This window comes from Pseudomonas sp. AO-1, from assembly GCF_019775695.1.
Lineage (GTDB): Bacteria > Pseudomonadota > Gammaproteobacteria > Pseudomonadales > Pseudomonadaceae > Aquipseudomonas > Aquipseudomonas parakoreensis.
This window is the reverse complement of sequence record NZ_CP079947.1, coordinates 3,467,005-3,489,796: the sequence shown is the minus strand read 5'-3', so window position 1 is coordinate 3,489,796 and position 22,792 is coordinate 3,467,005. Positions and strand designations below refer to the sequence as shown.

Below are 22,792 nucleotides of genomic sequence, written 5' to 3'. Positions count from 1 at the left end.
CGCAAAGGCGGACTTAATTAGAAGGTTTTTCTGAATGGATCGAATTGATAAGAAGATTCTTGCGCAGCTACAGCAGGATGGTCGCCAGTCGCTGACAGAATTGGCAGACCGCGTAGGTCTCAGTTTGTCTCCATGCCATCGACGTGTTCGGGCGATGGAGGACGCAGGCGTTATCAAAGGGTACCGTGCTCAGCTATCGGCGACCGAGATAGGTCTGAATTTCTCGTCCCTGGTATTCGTAACCCTTCGAGAGGGGCACCAAAAGGCGGTAGCAGATTTCGAAAATGCTCTACCGCGAATTCCTTATATAGTCCAAGCACAAAGACTTTTTGGCGATCCTGATTATCTGCTGATGGTGGTGACAGCAGATCTCCCAGCCTTTCAGAAGCTTTACGATGAAGAACTGTCTAGGCTACCTAACGTACAGCGCCTCACATCGACGTTAGTGATGAAGCACGTCATCACAGACCGTCCTCTGCCTTTAGAATAAGAGCTCAAGCAATACGGGAGAGTCAGTGGGAAGCAGTCATACGTTTGTCGAATCGTCCGATGCTGAGATACGACTACTTGTCTCGAACAAAGACTGTTGCATAGGGTCGTCTATGGCTGATAGCTGCTGCTGTTGAACGACCGGTTGAACCTACAGCCAATAGCTACCACTCAAAGTCAGCAGTAATCGCCCTATTGCAGCCGGTCGCTTCCGGCTGCAACCGATCAAAAGCATTTGCTCATTTACGGGTTTATGGGGCGGATAAAGCTCATGCGCCTTGAAGGTCGATGACTCAGCGCTTGTAGAGTAACGCTTCAACTACAACACCAAACGCTGATGAATGTTCACGACGATTCGGGTAGTAAAGGTGGTAACCGGCAAAAGGTTGGCACCAGTCCTCAAGTACCCCCAACAGTGTGCTGTTGGCCAACTGGCTCATGACCATATCTTCCGGTAGAAACGCCAGCCCCCAGCCTGCCTCCGCCGCACGCCAGATCGGCATGCTGCTGTTGAACGTCTATTGCCACTCAACGCGCACCTTGAGTTCGTGGCCGTCTTTTTCAAATCAGGCTGCCATGGGTAGGCAGGCGCAGATTGATGGAGTTGTGCGCAGCCAGATCGCTCGGTCCCTTCGGGATCAGTCGGTGCTTGAAATACTCGGGAGAACCTACTACCGCGATGCGCAATGACGGGCCGATCGGCACGGCAATCACGTCCTTCTCCACCTGATCGCCCAGACGCACGCCGGCGTCATAGCGCTGTGCATTACCACCGGCACTGCGGAAAGCCTATATCAACCCGATGGCATTCATGGGTGTATGAGTCACATTCTATTGCCCATCCACGATGGGATGTTTCGCTACCTCGGATTCGAGGTTCTTCCTCCTTTTGTCGCATGGATGCCTGGCAGCGTTTCACTTGAGGTGCGCAACGATTACCTGTCTGCTTACGAAACCAGGTTGCGAGTACTTCCAGCTACGCAAACACTGTTCTTCCACCCACGCGAGGATTACGGTAGCGACCAGCGATTGAAACCAAGCGTGCTGGCGCGCTCTGGTTTTCAATGGAATCCTTCTGCAGGTCAATGTCATGATCAGGCGGCCGACGATTTTACGCGTTGAGATCTCGTCAGCTCACTGCAGAAGTAGTGGGTGTTACGATGATGGCGATACAAGTCCCTTGCTAGGCCGAGTCGATGTCATGAAACCCAGCTTCGAGAAAGTACCCACAGAGGCTGCAACCTCTTGGACGCTATTGAACAGGCGTTTGCCGGATGCGATTCCATTCGAGTGGCATCATCATCCCGAATATGAGTTGACACTCACGCTCAATAGTCGCGGCCATCGCTACATCAGTAATGACGTAGCGCGCTATGACGATGGAGACCTGATTCTTGTAGGGCCGAATATTCCTCATAGCTGGTCTTCAGCGGAGCGTATTGATGAGGATCAGCCGCATGTTGCCTTGGTTATCTGGTTTTCCGCTGCTTGGGCCGACTCGCTTGTGACATTGTTTCCGGAAATGGCTGCGGTTCGCCCATTGCTGGCGGCAGCTCAACACGCGGTGAGTTTCAGTGGTACGGCCTCCAGTGAAGTACGCTCCTCCATCGAGGCAATGGTCAATCAGACGCCGCCCCAGCGCTTGATCGCATTGCTAACGGTGCTCGACAGGCTGGCAAGAGACGCTGATGCTACTCGGATCCTGCCGACGCCAGGCGGGCAGGCCGGTGATCAGATTGTCGAAGACGCGCGTATTCATCGAGTTCTGCATTACCTACATGGTAACTACGCCCGGGCAATCAATGTTGCCGAGTTAGCAGAGCTGGCCTGCGTCAGTCTGTCTGCTTTCCATCGAATGTTTCGCCGGCATACACGCTGTACCGCCTTGGACTATATCGTTCGACTGCGCATCGGCCATGCCTGTGCGTTGCTGATGCAGGGCGACTCGCCGGTATCGATAATAGCGGAGGAGGTGGGCTACTCGTCGCTGGCATTATTCAACCGCCAGTTCAAGGCGTTGAAAGGGCTGACACCTTCCGCGTTTCGTCAAACGCACAGCCATCATTTTCAGTGAAGGTCAGAAATCTAGTGGGTTGATACTCCGATCGTATTGGCTCAAAACGCCATTATCGTACTAGTCGACGCTTCAAATGAGGCTGCCGTGTGCTTATTTAAAAGTGGTTCCATACCTGCATGAATAACAAAAACAGCAGGTAGTTCCCATGAGTAAATACCGTGCCTTCGAAAGCGAAACGCTTCCGCAAGATTATCGAGACAGCATCGTCAAAATGAAGCGCGCCTTGCGCGCGCAGATCGGCGACGTTGAATCTTTGTTTGAACAAGTTAGCGAATTCATCGTTGCTGAAATCGACTCAATCAAGGCGCAGGAGGCGCTAACCGGTTCGGCTTGGCCGATCCTTGAGTTCGAGGATATCGCGGTCGGGAAAGTGAGTGCGGACCAGTTGGCGCTAATCAAGCGGCGTGGTTGCGTCGTGCTCAAAAACCATTTTCCTCGAGAGCAGGTTTTGGGGTGGGACGAGAGGCTTTTGGATTACCTTGACCGCAATCACTTCGATGCAATTTATCGTGGTCCAGCGGACCAGTTTTTCGGAAGCCTGGAGGCATCGCGTCCAGAAATTTTTCCGATCTATTGGTCGGAGTCGCAGATGCAGTTGCGTCAGGATGAGCGCATGGGGGCCGCACAATCTTTTCTGAATCGTCTTTGGAAGATCCATTCTCAAGGGCGGCAATGGTTCAACCCTGATATCAATGCCCTATACCCGGATCGAGTACGGCGTCGACCTCCGGGAACACATTCAAAAGGTCTCGGGCCACACACCGACTCGGGCGCCTTGGAGCGATGGCTGCACCCAGCATACTTGAAGGTATTCGACAAAATTTACAGCAACGATTTCAGCGCCTACGACCCTTGGGACGCAGCCTTCCGTACTGAAGTCGATGAGTACGCCTACAAAGATACGGTCAAGTGCTCTGCGTTCCGCACGTTTCAAGGCTGGACCGCGTTATCGGATATGAACGCCGATCAGGGGGTACTGCATACCTTGCCGATCCCCAAGGCGATGGCTTACATGCTGCTGCGGCCACTGCTGGACGATGTACCTGAGGATGAGCTGTGCGGGGTTGCGCCGGGCAAGGTACTTCCGGTGTCCCGACAGTGGCATCCACTGCTGTTCGAAGGGCTGAGTCCGATTCCGGATGTCCGTGCGGGCGATTCGGTGTGGTGGCATTGCGATGTAATTCACAGTGTCGCACCCGTGGCAAATCAACAAGGCTGGGGCAATGTTATGTACGTTCCGGCTGCACCTATGTGTCAAAAAAACCTGCGTTACGCCAAGGATGTGTTCAGGGCATTCGCGCAGGGTGCATCACCGGACGATTTTCCTCGGGAAGACTATGAAACAACTTGGGAAGGTCGTTTCACCTTGGAGCGTCTGAACGCGCTCGGACGTGCCGGTCTGGGGCTCGAATGATTGCGTGAGACTGAGCGAATAGCCCACTACCTCGATAAAAAAACAATAAGGTACTGACATGAACTCAATGAACCGCCTTGCAGCCATGGTTTCTCTTGCCGCTTTATTTCCTCTTGTGATTCAGGCCGCTGAAACCAAGGGAAACGTTGAAGTCGTTCACTATTGGACCTCCGGGGGCGAGGCCAAGTCGGTGGAAGTTTTGAAGAAAATCATCGAGAAAGATGGATTCACTTGGCAGGACAGTGCAGTCGCTGGCGGCGGAGGCAGTGCGGCCATGACTGTGCTGAAAACCCGTGCTGTATCGGGCAATCCTCCCACCGCCGCGCAGATAAAAGCGCCAGATATTCAGGAATGGGGTCGCCTCGATCTTCTTGCCAGCATTGACGACGTCGCCAAGGCGAATAACTGGGACAGCCTGCTTCCCGAGTCCGTCGCCCAAATAATGAAGTACGAGGGGCATTACGTTGCGGTACCGGTGAATATTCATCGCATCAATTGGCTTTGGCTTAACCCTGTCGTTCTGAAGCAGGCGGGCATCTCCGATGTGCCGACCACTCTTGATGAACTTTATGCTGCTGGGGATAAGCTCAAGGCGGCAGGGTTCATAGCTATCGCACATGGCGGTCAGGCCTGGCAGGACACGACAATCTTCGAAAACCTCGTTTTGAGCGTGATGGGCGTTGATGGTTTCAAGAAGGCCTTTATTGATGTCGACGACAGTGTTTTCACCGGGCCGAAAATGATTGAAGTATTCAATGCGCTGCGAAGAATACAGAGTTATCTGGATCCCGATGGCAACGGTCAAGACTGGAATCTGGAAACAGCCAAGGTCATCAATGGCAAAGCAGGCATGCAAATCATGGGGGACTGGGCGAAAAGTGAGTGGAGCGCGGCGGGCAAGTTTGCCGATACAGATTACATTTGTGTGCCATTTCCCGGCTCGCAGGGTGCTTACAGCTATACCATTGATTCACTGGCGATGTTCAAACTTGCCTCGAAGAATGACACCCCTGGCAATATTGCAGCCCGCAACGACCTGGCCAAAGTAGCGCTGGAGCCGTCGTTTCAATATGTTTTCAATCAAAACAAGGGGTCAATACCCGTCATCAAGGGTTTGGACATGAGTCGATTCGATAGCTGTGCACAAGCCTCTGCAAAGGATTTCGCTGCTGCCGAGAAGACTGGTTCACTCGCTCCGAGCATGGCATTCAACATGTCGACTTCTCAGGCGGTGCAGGGCGCTGTGTTCGATGTCGTGACCCACTTCATGAATGACAAGTCCGCCGATGCTGGTAAGGCCGGCAGGCAGTTGCTGGCGGCGATCAAGGCCGCACAATAAATTGCTTTAGTTTTGAGCTGCTCCGTATACCGAATACGGAGCAGCTATTGACGATGCATCTCCTACTAGCGGCTGCTCGTGCCGCAATCATCACCCCCGCTCTACCACGCTCTGTTTATCTCTGTTGATTCCCCGATAAGAAAAATCGATACCCGGTTAATAATTTCCCAGAGGCGGGCGGTATACCTGCGGCTTTACAGTCACCTCCATCGTTTAGCGTGGACAGTCCAATTACAGGCCTCGTCCGTCGGGACTTCTACAAAAATAAGAAGGTGAGAGCATGAGTAGTGAAACGGTGGATATCAAAGCGTGGATTGACAACCGAAAACTGGTGCCGTACCAGTGGCTGATTATGGGTTTATGTTTTTTCATAGTGCTTTTCGATGGCTTCGACGTCGCGGTGATGGGGTTTATTGCCCCCTCGCTGATTCAAGAGTGGGGGCTTTCGAAAGCGGCGTTTGGCCCGGTGATGAGCGCGGGCATGATTGGGCTGGCGATCGGTGCGCTGACCGCTGGCCCTTACGCCGACCGAATCGGCCGCAAAAAAGTACTACTGACGGCGGTGACTGGCTTCAGCGTGCTAAGCCTTGCATGCGCCTTTGCACGTAATCCCTACGAGCTGGCTGCCTTGCGTCTGCTGACCGGTGTGGCGCTGGGCGCAGCATTGCCAAACACCACCACACTGCTTTCCGAGTATTTGCCGGAACGCAATCGGTCACTGTTCATCACGATCATGTTCACCGGATTCAATATGGGGTCGGGGTTGGGCGGATTTCTCGCTGCGTGGTTGATTCCCCATCACGGCTGGCAGTCGGTGTTGCTCGCCGGCGGGATTCTGCCGATGTTGCTGCTGCCCTTGATGTGGCTGTTGCTGCCTGAGTCGGCGCGTTTTCTCGCCGCACGCAACGCGCCCGCCAGCCAGATTGCCAAGGTGCTGAACAAGCTGGGGGGCACGTTCAGCGCAGCGACGAAATTCGTCATTGCCGAACCGCAGACTCAGCAAAAAGCACCGCTGCGCTTGCTCTTCACCGATCACTATCGTTTCGGCACTCTCGCCTTGTGGGCAACTTACTTCATGGGGTTGCTGGTGATCTACCTAACCATGGGCTGGATGCCGACCCTGCTGCGTGAAGGTGGGCTGTCCATCGAACGGGCCGCGACCATCACCGGACTGTTCCAGATTGGCGGTACTGTCGGCGCCATCGTGGTTGGGTGGGCGATGGACCGGCGAAATCCGAACGCGGTGATTGCCACGTCTTACGCTCTGGGTGGCGCTTTCATTCTGCTGCTGGGCGCCTTCAGCCTTGAATCGGGCCTGCTGGCATTCGGCGTGGTGGCGGCAGGTTTCTGTATGAGCGGCGCGCAAACCGGCCTCAATGCTTTCGCACCCGGTTACTACTCGACGGACTGCCGCGCCACGGGCGTCAGCTGGATGCTGGGTATCGGCCGCTTCGGGGCTATCTTTGGTTCGCTCATCGGTGGCGCGGTGCTCAGCCTCGGGTTGGGGTTGCCGCTGCTGTTTGCCCTGTTGAGCGTGCCTGCCTTTATCGCTGCACTGGCGATCCTGGCCAACGGTCATGCACGGCGCCGAGTCAGTCGGGCCTTGCTGGCGCATTAATCTTTTCAATAAAGGAACTCGTTATGGCACGCATCATTGGTGGCCTCGCTGTATCTCACACCCCGACCATCGGCTTTGCAGTCGATCACGATAAGCAGCATGAGGCCGCCTGGGCGCCGATCTTCCGTGGCTTTGAGCCGATCAAGGTGTGGCTGAAGGAGCAGCAACCGGATGTGCTGTTCTATATCTTCAATGACCACGTGACGTCGTTTTTCTTTGATCACTATGGTGCCTTTTCCCTCGGTGTCGATGATCGCTACGAAGTCGCCGATGAGGGCGGCAATCCACGTGAGTTACCGGGGATCGCTGGTCATGCGGCGCTGTCGCGGCACATCGGCGAGAGCCTGGTGGCGGATGAATTCGACATGAGTTTCTTCCGCGACAAGCCGCTCGACCATGGCTTCTTCTCGCCGATGTCGGCGCTGTTGCCGTGCGAGCCGGACTGGCCGGTGGAGATCGTGCCGCTGCAGGTTGGCGTGTTGCAGTTCCCCGTGCCGAGTGCGCGGCGTTGCTACAAGTTGGGCCAGGCGCTGCGCCGGGCGATTGAATGCTACCCCGAGGATCTGAAAGTGGCCATCGTCGCGACCGGCGGTGTTTCCCACCAGGTGCACGGCGAGCGCTGTGGTTTCAACAACCCGGAGTGGGACCAGCAGTTCATTGATCTGTTGGTCAATGATCCCGAGCGGCTGACCGAAATGACCCACGCCGAGTACGCCGCGCTGGGGGGCATGGAAGGTTCGGAAGTGATCACCTGGCTGATCATGCGCGGCGCGCTGTCGGCCACGGTGAAAAACCTGCACCAGGATTACTACCTGCCGTCGATGACCGGCATTGCCACACTGCTGCTGGAAAATCAGGATCGGCCCGTTCCCGTCGACGTCAACGCGCGGCACTTGCTGCACATGCAGCATCAGTTGGCGGGTATCGAGAAGCTCGCAGGCACCTATCCGTTCACCCTGGAACGCAGCGCCAAGGGCTATCGGTTGAACAAGTTTTTGCATCGCATGATCGAGCCGCACTGGCGTCAGCGTTTCCTCGACCAACCCGAAGCGCTGTTCGATCAAGCAGGGCTGAGCGATGAAGAGCGTGATCTGCTGCGACGCCGCGACTGGCGCGGATTGATTCACTACGGGGCGATTTTTTTCGTGCTGGAAAAACTCGCTGCCGTGGTCGGGGTGCCGAATCTGCAGATATACGCGGCAATGCGCGGACAAAGCCTCGAGGAATTCATGAAAACCCGTAATCAGCAGGTGCTCTATTCGGTAGCGGGCAAGGCCCCACGCTAACGACACGGCGTCATCGGCGGCTCGCTCCGGGCCGCTTCGCAACACCCTTGAATGACGTCACTGCGCCCGGCTCATGCGGGCGTAGCGGACTGCTTCATCCCAAAAAAATGGATAACAATAACAATGAAAATCACCGCCAATACACGCGTAGTCTTCACGCTGTCCGCCGTTTGTGCTCTGCCTGTCGAGGCGAGCGCTGCAGGCTTTGTGGAAGACGCCAGGGCCAATCTCAACCTGCGTAACTTCTACATCAATCGCAACTTCACCAACCCGGCCAATGCGCAGGGCAAAGCCGAGGAATGGACGCAGAATTTCATTCTCGATTTCCGCTCTGGATTCACCCAAGGTGCAGTCGGATTTGGTGTGGATGTGCTGGGCCTGTATTCGCTGAAGCTTGACGGCGGGCAAGGCACGGGAGGCACGCAATTGCTGCCGCTGGACAGTGATGGCCGACCTGCCGATCAATTTGGGCGCCTGGCTGTCGCCGGGAAAATGAAAATCGGCAAGACCGAAATCAAGCTCGGCGAGTGGATGCCAGTGTTGCCGATATTGCGTTCCGACGACGGTCGCTCATTGCCACAAACCTTTCGTGGCGGTCAGGTCACTTCACAGGATATCGCCGGGTTGACCTTGTATGGCGGTCAGTTCCGGCAGAACAGTCCGCGCAACGATTCAAGCATGGAAAACATGTTCATGCAGGGCAAAACCGCGTTTGCCTCTGAGCGTTTCAACTTCGTCGGCGGCGAATACGCGTTCAACGAAAAGCGCACGATGATCGGCGTGTGGAATGCTCAGCTAAAGGACATCTATCAGCAACAGTATCTGCAACTGGTTCATAGCCAACCACTGGGTGACTGGACGCTGGGCGCCAATCTTGGCTACTTCTGGGGTCGCGAGGATGGCAGTGCCCGCGCAGGCGATCTGGACAACCGCACGTTCTCGGCATTGCTGTCGGCACGCTACGGCGGCAACACGTTTTACGTCGGTTTGCAAAAGCTCAGCGGCGATGATGCCTGGATGAGAGTCAACGGCACCAGCGGCGGAACCTTGGCCAACGACAGCTACAACAACAGCTACGACAATGCGCGGGAGAAATCCTGGCAACTACGCCATGACTACAATTTCGCCGTACTCGGCGTGCCCGGTCTGACCCTGATGAACCGTTACATCAGCGGCGACGACGTGCACAGCGGGGCCGTCACCGACGGTAAGGAATGGGGGCGCGAATCCGAGTTGGGCTACACACTGCAAAGCGGTGCGTTGAAGAACCTCAACCTGCGCTGGCGCAACTCGAGCATTCGCCGCGATTACAGCAGCAATGAGTTCGACGAGAATCGCTTGATCATCAGCTATCCGTTGAACCTGCTTTAAGCGCCTCAGCGGCCTGTGCCTGGATCACCTGGCGGATCATTTCCATCAACGCCTGCGCCACCGGTGAGTGCAGGCAGCCGCTGCGGTAGGTCAGACCAATGGCTCTGGCGGTCTGTTTCAACTCCAGCGGCAAAATGCACAACTCGCCGCTAGTGATTTCCTGTTCCAGTTGATGCGCTGAAACGGCCGCGAGCATGTCCGAGCGTAACAACAGACCGCGAATGATCGCCATGTCGGCGCTTTCCACCACCGGGGAAGGCGCCGGAATGCCGAAACCGGCGAAGCATTCCTCGAGCATCGTCCGCGCCGGTGAGCCAGCACGAGGCAATACCCAGCGCGCGTTGCCCAGATGACTCTGCAAATCGCCGTTGCCGCAGAGCGGATGATCACGCCGCGCAAGCACGACCATTTCTTCCGTCAGCAGTGACTCGCCGACCAGGTCGCTGGCATAGGTCGATGAACGCAGCGCACCCAAAATGAAATCCACATCGCCGGCACGCAACTCGGTCGCCAGCAGGTCGAAGGGACTTTCATTGGTGATCACTTGAATGCCGGGATGCTCTGCCATCAGGCGCACGATGGCCTCGGGCAGAATGCGCGTGCGGCCGAGGGGCAGGGCACCGACGTGCACAACACCGTGCAAGGCGCCGCGAAGGGCGGTGATGTCGGTGTCGATATGGCGCAACTCGTTCAGCGCACGGCGGATTGCAAACAGGATGTCATGACTGGCGCGGGTCGGCTGCAAGCCGCGTGGCGTGCGCTCGAACAGCGATTGGCCGCAGCCGTTTTCCAGCACTTTCAGCGTCGAACTGACGGCCGGTTGGCTCAGGCCCAGCAGACTGGCCACGGTCTGCATATGGTGGGTTTCACAGAGTTTGATGAACACTTGCAGGCGTCGCGCCTGGAACAGATAAAGCGGTTCAATCGCGGCTTTTTCGCCTAGGCCGAGCAATGTAGGCACGCTCCCAAGCTCCGCCAGCACCCGTCGCGCTCGGGGCAGCAAACGCTCTCCGAAATTGGTCAGACGCATACCGTTGGCATGGCGCTCGAACAGCATTACGCCCAGCCGTTCTTCGAATTCGGAAATGGAGCGGGTGACCACCGATTGCGCCCGGTACAGCGCGACTGAAGCCTTGGAGACGCTGCCGTGATCAGCCACGCGGACGAAGGCGCGCACGTGCATCAGGCTCGGCAGTTCAAGGTTTTCCATGGACAAGGGCTCTGCGGGTCGGCGAATTCGACGACTATGCCGCCGATATTTTCGAGTGGCAATAAAAAAAACGCATACCTCGAACACTCGAACGCATTACTCCGTCGGCGGGGTGCGATGCGATGCTCTTTCGCAACGCTAAAGGAGAATCCGCAATGATCGATTCAACCAAAAACGCGCTGGTCGTCAGCGCCCACTCAGCCGATTTTGTCTGGCGTGCCGGTGGCGCCATCGCTCTGCATGCCCAGCAGGGTTACCACGTTCACATTGTCTGCCTGTCGTTCGGTGAGCGCGGCGAATCCGCCAAGCTGTGGCGCAAGGGCGAGATGAGCGAAGACAAGGTCAAAGCCGCACGTCGCGAAGAGGCTCAGGCCGCCGCCGATATTCTCGGGGCCAGTGTCGAGTTCTTCGATATCGGCGATTACCCGATGCGCGCCGACAAGGAAACCTTGTTCCGCCTTGCCGATGTGTTCCGCCGGGTGCAACCGGAGTTCGTCCTCAGTCACTCGCTCAAGGACCCGTACAACTACGATCACCCGCTGGCCATGAACCTGACGCAGGAGGCGCGCATCATCGCCCAGGCCGAAGGCTATAAACCGGGTGAGAAAATCGTCGGCGCACCGCCGGTCTACAGTTTCGAGCCGCACCAGCCCGAGCAATGCGAATGGCGCCCCGATGTATTGCTCGACATCACGGAGGTCTGGGACAAGAAGTACGCGGCCATCCAGTGCATGGCCGGTCAGGAACATTTGTGGGAGTACTACACGCGCGTTGCCCTGCAGCGCGGTGTGCAAGCCAAACGTAATGTCGGGATCACCTCAACCCGCAACATCGTCTATGGCGAGGGTTATCAGAGTATTTTCCCGCGTGTCACGGAGAATCTGGGATGAGCGAACATATCGGCAAGACTGGCGTTGTCGTGCGCAATATTCAGCGGGCCGAAGCGGCGCTGGTCGATGAGTTGAATCGCTTCGGGGTGGCGACTATTCATGAAGCACAAGGCCGCAAAGGACTGTTCGCGGCTTCGATCAGACCAATTCAACAAGGCTCGGTAATCAGTGGTTCAGCCATCACGGTACTCGTCGCTCCGGGCGACAACTGGATGTTCCATGTGGCCGTCGAACAATGCCGGCCCGGTGATATTCTGGTGGTTGCGCCGAGTTCACCTTGCACAGACGGCTACTTCGGCGACCTTTTGGCCACCTCGCTCAAGGCTCACGGCGTTCGGGCGCTGGTAATTGATGCGGGCGTGCGCGACACCCACACCCTGCGCGAAATGGGCTTCCCGGTCTGGTCCCGCGCCATCAGCCCCCAAGGCACAATCAAAGAAACCCTGGGCTCGGTCAACCTGCCGTTGGTGTGCGGCGGGCAACTGGTGCACCCGGGTGATGTGGTGGTTGCGGATGACGATGGTGTTGTGATCGTGCGACGTACCGAGGTGCAGCAAGTCGTCGAAGCCAGTCGCGCCCGGGCCGACCTGGAGGAACAGAAGGCATTGCGCTTGGCCAAGGGCGAACTGGGTCTGGACATCTACAACATGCGCGCGCGCTTGGCGGAAAAGGGTTTGCGTTACGTCGACAATCTTGAAGAGCTGGGAGACTGAGCATGGCGCAGACCCGCATTCCCTGTCTGTTGATGCGCGGCGGTACGTCGAAAGGCGCTTACTTTCTGGCCGACGATTTACCGCAAGAGCCTGCGCTGCGAGACCGCGTGTTGCTGGCGGTGATGGGCTCGCCGGATGCGCGGCAGATCGACGGCATTGGCGGTGGTGATTCACTGACCAGCAAAGTGGCGATCATCAGACCGTCAAGCCGCGCGGGTGCAGATGTCGATTACCTTTTCGCCCAGGTGCTGGTGGATGAGCCGCGCATCGATTACGGTCAGAACTGCGGAAACATCCTCGCCGGTGTCGGCCCGTTCGCCATCGAGCGCGGGTTGGTGGCGGCGATAGCCGACGTCACCCCAGTGCGGATCTACATGGAAAACACCGGACAGATCGCCATCGCCCATGTACCAACCTCTGATGGTGAGGTGCGCTATGACGGCGACGCGCGTATCGACGGCGTGCCAGGACAGGCCGCACCATTGATTGTCGAATTCAAGGATATCGCTGGCGCCAGTTGCGGCGCCCTGTTGCCGACCGGCAGCGCCCGGGACGTGATCGACGGCGTTGAAGTGACCTGCATCGATAACGGCATGCCCGTAGTGCTGATCAACGCGCAAGAGCTTGGTTGCAGTGGCTATGAGAGTCCTGCGCAACTCGACGTCAATGCTTCACTGAAACAGCGTCTGGAGTCCATTCGACTGCAAGCGGGGCGACGTATGAACCTGGGAGATGTGAGCCAGCGCAACGTGCCGAAGATGTGCTTGATTGCACCACCGCAAATAGGTGGGGCCATCAGCACACGCAGTTTCATTCCCCATCGATGCCACACTAGCATTGGTGTGTTTGGCGCCGTCAGTGTAGCTGCTGCCAGCCTAATTGAAGGCAGTGTTGCGGAGGGCATGGCAGTTGTGGAGGAAGGTGATATGAAGCGCTTGTCGATCGAACACCCGACGGGCGAGTTTACTGTTGAAGTACGGTTAAAGGATGGGAAAATAGCGGGCTGCGGGTTGATGCGCACCGCCAGACTTTTAATCAGCGGCATCGTATTCGTTCCGTCAGGTCTATGGCGTGATATGCCAATCGGTTAAATTCGACCCTCCAATTAAGATCAACCGAGCGATCCTGTAGACACGGTTGTTAGTTTTGGTTGCGGAAACCGAACAAATCATGCGGAAAGGATTTACGAAATCCGCGATTACAATCGCTTACCTCACAAACGACAAAGCCCTGAATAATCATGGCTTTGTCGTATCAAATACGGATGAGGCGGTGGGATTCGAACTCATGGACTTGTTACAGTTGACTGTTTCAATTCCATGACTATAACAAGTAGTTTCAATGGGTTATGGCCCAAAGTATTCCGCTTTGATCGTGTGCAAATGTCACTCGGTACGGTCGCTAACGGGCCAGAGTGTGTAAAAATGTCAGATTGGGTTTTCAGGACATCGAAAATGCTCTAGAAAAAATCGTAGAGACAGGAATTTTCGAGTCTGGCGACATCGTGGATCAGTATGCTCTGGAAGCAGCTCTAACTTAGCTCTGGATTATTTCCGCGCTCATTGCCTGTGCCGACTGAACGGCATCGCTAGACTGCCATCTACGGCGACTGACTCATGTCGACCCAAAGCTGCCATCACTGCTTACGACAATCGATTTAGAACAGACATCGAGACTAGTAGAGTAGAGCCTACACTCTATTGCTACTGATCAAAACAGTTCGTGCGATGGTGGTTGCGAGCAGTAGCGTATGACTTTTCCGAGAAGGGGCTGTCGAACCTTAGGTTGGGGGCATCCTTTTCAAACCATCCAAAGCATGCCCTCAGATGTGCCCCCAATGTAGCAATCCACTGGAAGTGAATGGAGCTCCATGGTTTGTGGAAAGGCAGAAATGATCAGCCGAACAGCCTGCCCGACGACACCTAAAGACTTTCAGGATCGCCGAAGAACATCTGAATCCGCGACCGCAACCAGCGCTCCCCTGGATCGTTGTCCTGCGATCCACGCCAGGCCATGTGCAGCTCAAACGTGCGCGTCGGCAACGGTGGATCTTCTGCGCGCACACCGCCCGCCGCCGTCAGCGCATCCGCCGTGTAATCCGGCACCGTCGCGACGATGTCGGTTCCGGCCAGCAACGTGCTCAAGCCGTTGAACTGCGGCACGGCCAGCACCACGTGCCGCTTGCGTCCGAGTTTCTCCAGCTCTTCATCAATGAAGCCACTGAGGTCGCCGGCGAACGACACCAGCGCATGGGGGCGGGCGCAGTAGTCGTCGAGGCTCAGTGGGCCGGGCACCGTGTCGGCGCGCAGCAGTTTCGGCTGGCTGCGCCGCAACACCTTGCGCTTGGCGTTGGCCGGCAGGTCGGTGGTGTAGCTGACACCGATGGAAATTTCGCCGGAGGCCAGGAGGCTTGGCATCAATATGTAGTTGACCCGGCGCACGACGAGGACGATCCCCGGTGCTTCGGCGCGCAGGCGCTTGAGCAGCATCGGCAGCAGGGCGAATTCGACGTCGTCGGACAGGCCGATACGAAATACCGAGGTGCTGGTGGCCGGATCGAAGTCCGCCGCTCGGCTGACAGCGGTGGAAATCGAGTCGAGTGCCGGCGAGAGCAGGGCAAAGATTTCCACGGCGCGAGCGGACGGTTCCATGCTGCGTCCGGTGCGCACGAACAACGGGTCATCGAACAGGCTGCGCAGGCGCGAGAGCGCCGCACTGATCGCCGGCTGGCCGAGAAACAGCTTCTCGGCGGCGCGGGTCACGCTGCGTTCGTGCATCAGGGTTTCGAACACGATCAACAGGTTCAGGTCGACACGACGCAGGTCATTACGATTCATCTGGAGTCCTGGCAGAGTCATCAAGCTTGACGAGAGCGACCATATGAGAACAATGGCCGGCATGAATATTACGGGGAAAGGCTGGTACTCTGCACCGCTAAATTCAGCTTTACCGAGCCGGTTGCGGCATTTTTTCATCGATTTTGCCAATGCCGTTCATACTGCGGAATCAATGACAGGCATGTCGACTATTAATAGCCACTGATAGTCTTGGGTCAAAAGCCCAGATAGAGTTCAGGGCATTAGAGGTTACTTTGACGAGGTTTGCGATGTCCCGCACGATCCGTTTTCACAAGTTTGGTCCGGCCGAGGTGCTCAAATGCGAAGAGCATGCGGCCGCTCAGCCAGGTCCTGGCGAAGTGCAGGTGCGTGTCGAAGCGATCGGCATCAGCTGGTATGACATTCTCTGGCGTCAGAACCTGGCCTCGTCCCAGGCACGCTTGCCGTCCGGTCTCGGCCATGAAATGGCCGGCGTGGTCACCGCGATCGGTGACGGTGTCGACGACCTGTCGGTTGGCGACAAGGTGGCCAGCTTTCCGGCCGAAAGCCCGAACGACTACCCGGTGTATGGCGAGCAGATTGTATTGCCGCGCACCGCGCTGACGCGCTATCCGGATGTGCTCAGCCCGATCGAAGCCAGCGTGCATTACACGCCGCTGTTGATCGCCTATTTCGCCTATGCCGATCTGGCGCGGGTCAAACCCGGGCAGTTTGCCCTGGTCACTGACGCCAGCCATTGCGCCGGTCCGTCCTTTGTCCAGTTGGGCAAGGCCATGGGGGTGCGGGTGATTGCCGCGACGAAAACCGCAGATGAGCGTGAATACCTGCTGTCGCTGGGGGCCGAGAAAGTCATCGTCACCGAGGAAGAAGATCTGTTGATGCGAATCAACAAAATCACCGACAACCGTGGTGTCGATGTGGTCTTTGACGGTCTTGGCGGCCCGCAGATGTCGTTGCTCGGTGATGTGCTTGCGCCGCGTGGCAGCCTCGTTTTGTATGGCCTGCAAGGCGGTAATCAGACACCATTTCCGGCCTGTGCGGCCTTTCAGAAGAACATCCAGTTCTTTGTGCACTGCATCGGCAATTTCACCGGCAAACCCGAGCTCGGTATCACTCAGGATCACGTCGCCCTGCAGAGGGCCTTGCGTGACATCAACCAGCTCACCGCCGACCGCGTATTGCTTCCGCTCAAGACTCGGGTCTTCCCGTTCAACGAGTTCGTTGAAGCGCATCGTTACATGGACGAATGCCCATGCCGCGAGCGGGTCGCCCTGCAGGTCGAACCCGCGTAACCCCCCGCCCCTCCGATCAGAGTCCGTGGCCCCACGGACTCCAGCGTGTTGCTCCCTTGCCATCACAACAGTTGCCGGATCCAGTGCCTGGCTGTCTGTGCATCTGAACCGGTTTTTGCTCGCGATCTGTATCTTTTAATCGCCCTCTAAGCCCTGATAATTGAATGATTACTTTCATCTCAAGGAATGAGCCATGTCTGTGCATTCTGTTTTCTATCCCGTGTTGAATAATTCATCTCGCGAGCGATATGCCTGTTTCTGTTTAATCGGTGTAGGGTCTTTCCTATTATCGTTCTGCTTTTCTTGTACTCAATGTTCGTGGGACGCTGTAAGAAGTTTCCTCAGATATTTTTCTATCAGGGAAAACCCAGCGCTGGCAGGGGTTTGCGTCACTTAGGGTGGCGTTATTGTCGACTTCTCAGGTGCAAGTGTTTCAAATAACTTCAAAATCATAAGTGTTAGTATTTGATCGTCTATTACTTATTGATGAATTTATTGCGCCAGTGTCTTCACTGATGTGCGATATGAATTTTTTACGCCGGGTAAAGTACTGATGAGCACGATCCATGATCAGGCAATGAACTATGTCTACCAGCAAGTACTGCAACGTTTGCTGAGTTTCTTTTCCAGAGCCGAACGGACTGCGCTGCAGTTGCTGATCCAGCGGCTGATGGTCGCCGCCGGCGGAGCGGAACGCATGGGGGAGTACAAGGTTCTGGTGACACCGTCCGGTACTCGTGACAGCTGCTACACCCTGGCGTTGTTGCGCGCCGCTCAGCTGAGTATCGCCGGCCGCGCACCCGCCACCTTCCAGTTGCGTGTCGCCGTCCTGCGCAGCGGCAGCGTGGGCGGTGCGGCACTCGACAATCTGCACCGCAGCTTTGCTGCACTGTTTCTTTATGATGACCCCCGGGTCGAAATGCTGATGGTGGATCACCGTCAAGTACTGCCGTTCAATCACCAGAAGTCACCCGACAAGGAGAGTGCGGACGCCAATCGCATCAATCTACTGATGATGGGGCACCGCCGGGCGAGGGACGAGCAGCTTGAATTGTGGGACGACGTTTGCCTGGCGCGGGCCGAGTTTTGCGGCCAGATTGCCCGCTGGAACAATGGTGTTGACGCTTGGGTTGCCAGTGAGTCGCCGCGGCGTCAGAAGCAATTCATCAATGATCTCGCGCGAGCGGTGCAGAAAGCCGGCCTGGAGGCTCTGCCATCCAATGCCGTCTCATTCGACGACTTGTTCGCGGTTCTCGACGGCCTGGGAGGGGATCTGTATCGCGGTCTTTACGCCGAATCCGAGCTATTGCGCTGGCGTCCCGAGGACGGATTCGAGTCTTGCCGTCGCACTACATTCGTCGATATTCACGACATGGCAGTGGGCAAGCTGGAGGAACGCTGGCCGTTGCTTAGCGAGTTTCTCGGGTTTCAGGCGGAGGAATGGGTGTTTCATCAGGGCGAAGGTGAATACGCCGATCCTTTGATCGAGGCTCATCTCCGCGGCCTTGAGGCCGAGTTCATTGACGGAAGCGGTTATGAATGCGGTTTTGCGAAACATGTTCAGCTCATGCTGGTAAGAATGCAGCAAATGCAAGTGCCGGATCCGGTTTGTGAGCAGATGATCGCGAGGCTAGGGTTACAGCAGACTGAGGCGTTGCGTGAAGAGGCGGCAACAGCTCTGCACCAGACCTACGGTCTTAACGAAGCGCAATGGGTGTGTCTGCTGTTCACGCCGTTCATCGAGCGGGGGGCCGGGCTTGAGCGGTTTCTGCGCAGTTGTCATCCCGGCATGTTGGTGGCATTGCCCGATTTGCACCGGGCAATGCAAGGGCTGCACGGCCCCGAGCAAGTGTTGCAATGGATGACGGATGTCAGCGGGCTGCCGATCAGGCTGATCGGGCATCTCTACGCCATGGAGCCACTGCCGGCCCGTGGTGCTGCCCGGTCGGCAGGAGGCGCGGCGGATGCTGGTAATGCCGACACCGGCGTGGGTGGCCGGTCAGCGGAGCGTTGAGGTGAGTGATTCATCCTTCAGAGCGCCTGTCGTCCCGGTATCGGGCTCATGAAAGGGGTACGAGAGCCCGGTTTCGCTTATCAGGCCGTTTATCGTTACCTGATGCGATTGATGGCGGAGACGGCCGGTAATGACAACACCAGGCTACCGTCGCTCCGTCAGCTGGCAGAGCGTCTGAATGTGTCGATTTCGACCATTCAATATGCTTATTCGTTGCTGGAGAAAGAAGGGCGGGTCTATTCAGTTGCCAAGTCCGGTTATTACGCCCGGGCGTTAGCGGATCTGTCGTCTCCAGCCGTTGGCAATGACCTGCTTGAAACGCTCTACGTCAATGCGCGGCGCCCGGGAATGCGGCTGTTGAGCGCCGAAGACCCGGTCTCCGTGCAATCGCTGGACAGCCCGTTGCTATTGCTCGAGCGCGAACTGCTGCGGCAGTACCCCCGGCAACCGACGCCGCTTGATCAACCTTGCGGTGAGTTTGAATTACGCACGGTCGTGGCAGCCCGCTACACCACTTCACCGCAGCAGTGCTGGCACGCCGAGGATGTCTACATCGGTGCGGATCTGCGCGGGGTGCTGGAAATTCTGGTTGCCGTTCTACAGCTCAAACACGCAACGGTTCTGGTCGAATCGCCCTGCGACTGGGTCATACTGCGGCTGCTGCAGGCCGCAGAGGTACACGTAATCGAGTTGCCCCTGCAGGCCTGCGGCGGTCTGGAACCGCAACGCCTGGAAGCGCTGCTCAACACTGAACATGTCAGGTTGGTGGTGCTTTCTTCGGGGTTGAGTATGCCGCGTGGCACACAGGTTCCTGCAGGCAACCGCAGCCGCATCGCCGGGCTGCTTGTCAAACACGGCGCCTGGGTTCTGGAAAACGATTGTTATGGTGAGCTTGGCGAAGTCATGGACGGCGATTGCCTGCGTGACTTGCTGGATCCTGATCGGCTGCTGGTCTTCTCCACGTTCGAAAAATTCATCGGAATCGAAGCACCTTACGGGTTCGTGTTGTCGCGCCAATGGAAGAGCGAATTACTGCGACATTTTCTGATGCGTTCGTTCCGACTGTCACCCATCCGCCAGAAGGCTATCGCTCGACTGTATGGAAACGGTCGGATCGATCAGCATCTGCATGTGCTTCGCCGGCTGCTCAGGGAACGTCGAACGCCCATGATCCATTTGCTGCGCGAACGCTTGGGCGATGCACTGCAGGTCGTTGAGCCGCAAGGCGGCGCGACTGTCTGGGTGCGGGCAAGGCGTCCGGTGGACATGCGCGACGTGTTTCAGCGCCTGCTCAGACAACAGATTCTGATCGCGCCGGGGGCACTGTTCAGTTTGCAGGGTTTGCACCGTCGGCATCTGCGTCTGAACCTACTGGATCAGGGGGAAACCGGCTTGAGCGGAGCGATTGCAATGCTCGGGGATGCATTGCGCCTGGCTGCTGTGGAATGAACGTTGGAAAGCGTCGGATAGATCCCGTCGCGCTGCGGTCAAACTGCCAGTAAACTGCGCTGTATTTCCTGAACCACTCTATTTCAGAGGTTTTGCATGACTATCAGTCCTTTTGCGGGCAAACCGGCACCGGCAGAATTGTTGGTCGATATCCCGCGACTGGTAACGGCTTATTACACCGGCCAACCGGATGCTTCGATTTCCACCCAGCGTGTGGCGTTTGGTACTTCCGGGCATCGGGGCAGTTCCTTTGACCTGAGCTTCAATGAGTGGCACGTTCTGGCGATCAGCCAAGCGATCTGCCTGTACCGCGAAGCACAGGGCATTGATGGCCCGTTGTTTGTCGGTATCGACACTCACGCACTGTCGACCCCGGCAGGAGCCAGTGCGCTGGAAGTGCTGGCGGCCAACGGCGTGACCGTGATGATCGCCGAAGGCGACGAATACACGCCGACGCCGGCGGTTTCGCATGCGATTCTCTGCTACAACCGTGGCCGCACTTCTGGCCTGGCCGATGGCATCGTCATCACGCCGTCGCACAACCCGCCACAAAGCGGTGGCTACAAATACAACCCTACCAATGGCGGCCCGGCCGACACCCATATCACCAAGTGGATCGAAGCCAAGGCCAACGAACTGCTGGCCAACAAGCTGGCGGGTGTCAAACGCATCAGCTACGAGCAGGCGCTCAAGGCGAGCACCACGCACCGCCATGACTACCTCAACAGCTACGTCGCCGACCTGATCAACGTGATCGACTTCGATGCCATTCGTGGCGCCAAATTGCGCCTGGGTGTCGATCCGCTGGGTGGAGCAGGGGTGCGTTACTGGTCGGCGATTGCCGAGCATTATCGTCTTGATCTGGACGTTGTTAACAAACAGGTCGATTCGACGTTCCGTTTCATGACGGTCGATTGGGACGGTCAGATTCGCATGGACCCATCGTCCAGCCATGCGATGCAAGGTTTGATCGGTCTCAAGGAACGTTACGACGTGGCGTTCGCCTGCGACCCGGATCACGACCGTCATGGCATTGTTACGCCTTCAGGCGGTCTGCTGGCACCGAACAACTATCTGGCGGTATCCATCGATTACCTGTTCCAGAACCGCCCGCAATGGCGCGTCGACGCTGCCGTGGGTAAAACCGTGGTCAGCAGTGGCCTGATTGATCGTGTGGCCAAGCGCCTGGGTCGGCGCTTGTATGAAGTCCCGGTCGGCTTCAAATGGTTTGCCGATGGCCTGTTCGACGGCTCATTGGGTTTTGGTGGCGAAGAGAGTGCCGGCGCTTCGTTCCTGCGCAAGGATGGCGGCGTCTGGAGTACCGACAAGGACGGCCTGATTCCAGCTCTGCTGGCGGCTGAAATGACCGCGCGTACCGGTCGTGACCCAAGCCAGGCCTATCGCGCCCTGACCGATGAGCTGGGTGAACCGTTCTCGGTGCGCGTCGATGCCAAGGCCAACCCTGAGCAGAAAGCCCTGCTGAGCAAACTGTCGCCGCAGCAAGTGACGTCTACCGAACTGGCGGGCGAGAAGATTCAGAGCATTCTCAGCCATGCGCCGGGCAACGATCAGGCCATCGGCGGTTTGAAGGTGATGACCGAAAACGGTTGGTTCGCCGCGCGTCCTTCGGGCACCGAAGACATCTACAAGATCTACGCCGAAAGCTTCATTGGCGACGACCACCTCAAGCAACTGGTGGCTGAAGCGCAAACCTTGGTGGATGGTGCAATCAGCACCAAGTGATCTTCAGGGAAGTGAGTTCTTTGTGTGGTGAGGGGATTTATCCCCGATGGACTGCGTAGCAGTCCGCTCCATTGAAAAGACGGCCGCTTTGCGGCCTATCGGGGATGAATCCCCTCGCCACAAAAGCTGCAAAAAATGGGCGACCATGACGGTCGCCTATTTTTTTACCTGCATATCAGGCGATCAAGCCAGATCCACCAGCACGATTTCGCTGTCTTCGAGTGCCGTCACCGTCAGTATCGCCTCCTGCTCGACGGCAACGCCATCTCGCGCTTGCGCACGCAAGCCATTGACTTCAATCAGGCCGGTGGCGGGCACCAGATACGCACGGCGTCCTGCATCCAGTTGATATTCAGCTGTTTCGCCCGCCTTGAGGTTGGCTGCGACCAGTCGCGCATCGGCGCGAATGCGCAAGCTCTGATCATCGCCTTCTTTGCCGCTGGCCAGGGTGACAAAGCCTTCGCGCTGACCTTTGGGGAACGGTTTGGCACCCCACGATGGCGGCGCCCCGGTTTCCGTCGGCAGAATCCAGATCTGAAAGATTCGGGTCTCCTTGTCTTCCAGGTTGTATTCGCTGTGTGCGATGCCGGTACCGGCGCTCATGACCTGCACGTCGCCGGCTTCAGTGCGCCCCTTGTTGCCAAGATTGTCCTGGTGAGTAATCGCACCCTCACGCACGTAGGTGATGATTTCCATGTCGCGGTGCGGGTGTAATGGGAACCCGGTGCCGGCGGCGATCACGTCGTCATTCCACACCCGCAGATTGCCCCAGTTCATGCGTTGCGGGTCGTAGTATTCGGCGAACGAAAAGTGGTGATGGGCATCCAGCCAGCCGTGATGAGCGCCGCCCAGTGTGTTGAAAGGTCTGAGTTCAAGCATGATCGTCTCCTCAAAAGGTCCGTCATGGGGCGCAACGCCAGAGCCACGAAGCGAGACCGTCGGTTAATGGTGGGCATCATCCATCAGTCAATCATCGATAAAAAGCGTAAAAAGTGCGGCATTCTCATCGAATCCGTTGATGAGAAGCGGGTTCGAAACGGTCTCATCCCA

The 22,792-nt window shown here is 57.1% G+C and carries 18 protein-coding genes and 1 pseudogene; 15 read left to right on the top strand and 4 right to left on the bottom strand.

Annotation, left to right across the window (positions count from 1 at the left end):
* Positions 1-34: 34 nt before the first annotated feature.
* Positions 35-490, top strand: coding sequence for an Lrp/AsnC family transcriptional regulator (locus KVQ82_RS15880; RefSeq protein ID WP_041064251.1), 456 nt, complete (start codon positions 35-37; stop codon positions 488-490).
* A 292-nt stretch (positions 491-782) separates the two neighbouring features.
* Here KVQ82_RS15880 and KVQ82_RS15875 read toward each other — a convergent pair.
* A pseudogene (locus KVQ82_RS15875) lies at positions 783-1,254 on the bottom strand (LysR substrate-binding domain-containing protein); the annotation flags it as partial.
* A gap of 54 nt (positions 1,255-1,308) precedes the next feature.
* On the opposite strand from KVQ82_RS15875, the gene KVQ82_RS15870 reads away from it, so the two are divergent.
* From KVQ82_RS15870 to KVQ82_RS15840, 7 genes are all read left to right on the top strand, one after another.
* A complete protein-coding gene (locus tag KVQ82_RS15870; RefSeq protein WP_313902810.1) occupies positions 1,309-1,611 on the top strand; it encodes a hypothetical protein in 303 nt (100 codons plus the stop codon).
* A 79-nt stretch (positions 1,612-1,690) separates the two neighbouring features.
* A complete protein-coding gene (locus tag KVQ82_RS15865) occupies positions 1,691-2,563 on the top strand; it encodes an AraC family transcriptional regulator (protein WP_222014414.1) in 873 nt (290 codons plus the stop codon).
* A 148-nt stretch (positions 2,564-2,711) separates the two neighbouring features.
* Positions 2,712-3,980 carry a DUF1479 domain-containing protein gene (locus tag KVQ82_RS15860; protein ID WP_222014412.1) on the top strand — a complete coding sequence of 423 codons (1,269 nt, stop codon included), beginning with the start codon at positions 2,712-2,714 and terminating at the stop codon, positions 3,978-3,980.
* A gap of 58 nt (positions 3,981-4,038) precedes the next feature.
* Positions 4,039-5,319: an ABC transporter substrate-binding protein gene (locus KVQ82_RS15855; RefSeq protein WP_041064242.1), complete on the top strand. Its 1,281-nt coding sequence runs from the start codon at positions 4,039-4,041 to the stop codon at positions 5,317-5,319.
* 280 nt (positions 5,320-5,599) lie between these two features.
* Entirely contained in the window at positions 5,600-6,937 is a 1,338-nt protein-coding gene (locus KVQ82_RS15850) for an aromatic acid/H+ symport family MFS transporter (protein ID WP_101270049.1), read from the top strand.
* A gap of 23 nt (positions 6,938-6,960) precedes the next feature.
* The gene (locus KVQ82_RS15845) at positions 6,961-8,223 is read left to right on the top strand and encodes a gallate dioxygenase (RefSeq protein ID WP_222014410.1); all 1,263 of its coding nucleotides are present in this window, start codon (positions 6,961-6,963) and stop codon (positions 8,221-8,223) included.
* A gap of 123 nt (positions 8,224-8,346) precedes the next feature.
* Positions 8,347-9,594, top strand: a complete 1,248-nt coding sequence (locus KVQ82_RS15840) for an OprD family porin (protein ID WP_222014405.1) — start codon at positions 8,347-8,349, stop codon at positions 9,592-9,594.
* Here KVQ82_RS15840 and KVQ82_RS15835 read toward each other — a convergent pair.
* Positions 9,569-10,804, bottom strand: coding sequence for a LysR family transcriptional regulator (locus tag KVQ82_RS15835; protein ID WP_222014404.1), 1,236 nt, complete (start codon positions 10,802-10,804; stop codon positions 9,569-9,571). The two genes, KVQ82_RS15840 and KVQ82_RS15835, sit on opposite strands and share 26 nt — an antisense overlap.
* 155 nt (positions 10,805-10,959) lie before the next feature.
* Here KVQ82_RS15835 and galB point away from each other — a divergent pair, with 155 nt between their 5' ends.
* The 3 genes from galB to KVQ82_RS15820 are packed head-to-tail and all read left to right on the top strand — an operon-like array spanning position 10,960 to position 13,498.
* A complete protein-coding gene (gene galB / locus KVQ82_RS15830; RefSeq protein WP_041064224.1) occupies positions 10,960-11,694 on the top strand; it encodes a 4-oxalmesaconate hydratase in 735 nt (244 codons plus the stop codon).
* Complete coding sequence (locus tag KVQ82_RS15825; protein ID WP_041064221.1) at positions 11,691-12,407, top strand: 4-carboxy-4-hydroxy-2-oxoadipate aldolase/oxaloacetate decarboxylase; 717 nt, start codon at positions 11,691-11,693, stop codon at positions 12,405-12,407. Before galB ends, KVQ82_RS15825 begins: the two co-directional genes overlap by 4 nt.
* 2 nt (positions 12,408-12,409) lie before the next feature.
* On the top strand, positions 12,410-13,498 hold the full coding sequence (locus KVQ82_RS15820) for a 4-oxalomesaconate tautomerase (RefSeq protein ID WP_101270055.1): 1,089 nt from the start codon (positions 12,410-12,412) through the stop codon (positions 13,496-13,498).
* Positions 13,499-14,329: 831 nt separating this feature from the next.
* Here KVQ82_RS15820 and KVQ82_RS15815 read toward each other — a convergent pair.
* The gene (locus tag KVQ82_RS15815) at positions 14,330-15,244 is read right to left on the bottom strand and encodes a LysR family transcriptional regulator (protein WP_047294579.1); all 915 of its coding nucleotides are present in this window, start codon (positions 15,242-15,244) and stop codon (positions 14,330-14,332) included.
* 269 nt (positions 15,245-15,513) lie between these two features.
* Here KVQ82_RS15815 and KVQ82_RS15810 point away from each other — a divergent pair, with 269 nt between their 5' ends.
* The 4 genes from KVQ82_RS15810 to pgm all read left to right on the top strand — a co-directional run bounded on the left by KVQ82_RS15810 (position 15,514) and on the right by pgm (position 21,742).
* The gene (locus KVQ82_RS15810; RefSeq protein ID WP_041064212.1) at positions 15,514-16,536 is read left to right on the top strand and encodes a zinc-dependent alcohol dehydrogenase family protein; all 1,023 of its coding nucleotides are present in this window, start codon (positions 15,514-15,516) and stop codon (positions 16,534-16,536) included.
* A gap of 553 nt (positions 16,537-17,089) precedes the next feature.
* A complete protein-coding gene (locus tag KVQ82_RS15805) occupies positions 17,090-18,550 on the top strand; it encodes a hypothetical protein (RefSeq protein ID WP_260687672.1) in 1,461 nt (486 codons plus the stop codon).
* A gap of 48 nt (positions 18,551-18,598) precedes the next feature.
* The gene (locus KVQ82_RS15800; protein ID WP_222014403.1) at positions 18,599-19,999 is read left to right on the top strand and encodes a GntR family transcriptional regulator; all 1,401 of its coding nucleotides are present in this window, start codon (positions 18,599-18,601) and stop codon (positions 19,997-19,999) included.
* A 96-nt stretch (positions 20,000-20,095) separates the two neighbouring features.
* Positions 20,096-21,742 carry a phosphoglucomutase (alpha-D-glucose-1,6-bisphosphate-dependent) gene (gene pgm, locus KVQ82_RS15795; RefSeq protein ID WP_222014402.1) on the top strand — a complete coding sequence of 549 codons (1,647 nt, stop codon included), beginning with the start codon at positions 20,096-20,098 and terminating at the stop codon, positions 21,740-21,742.
* A gap of 183 nt (positions 21,743-21,925) precedes the next feature.
* Here pgm and KVQ82_RS15790 read toward each other — a convergent pair whose 3' ends face one another.
* On the bottom strand, positions 21,926-22,621 hold the full coding sequence (locus KVQ82_RS15790) for a pirin family protein (RefSeq protein WP_222014401.1): 696 nt from the start codon (positions 22,619-22,621) through the stop codon (positions 21,926-21,928).
* Positions 22,622-22,792 lie beyond the last annotated feature (171 nt).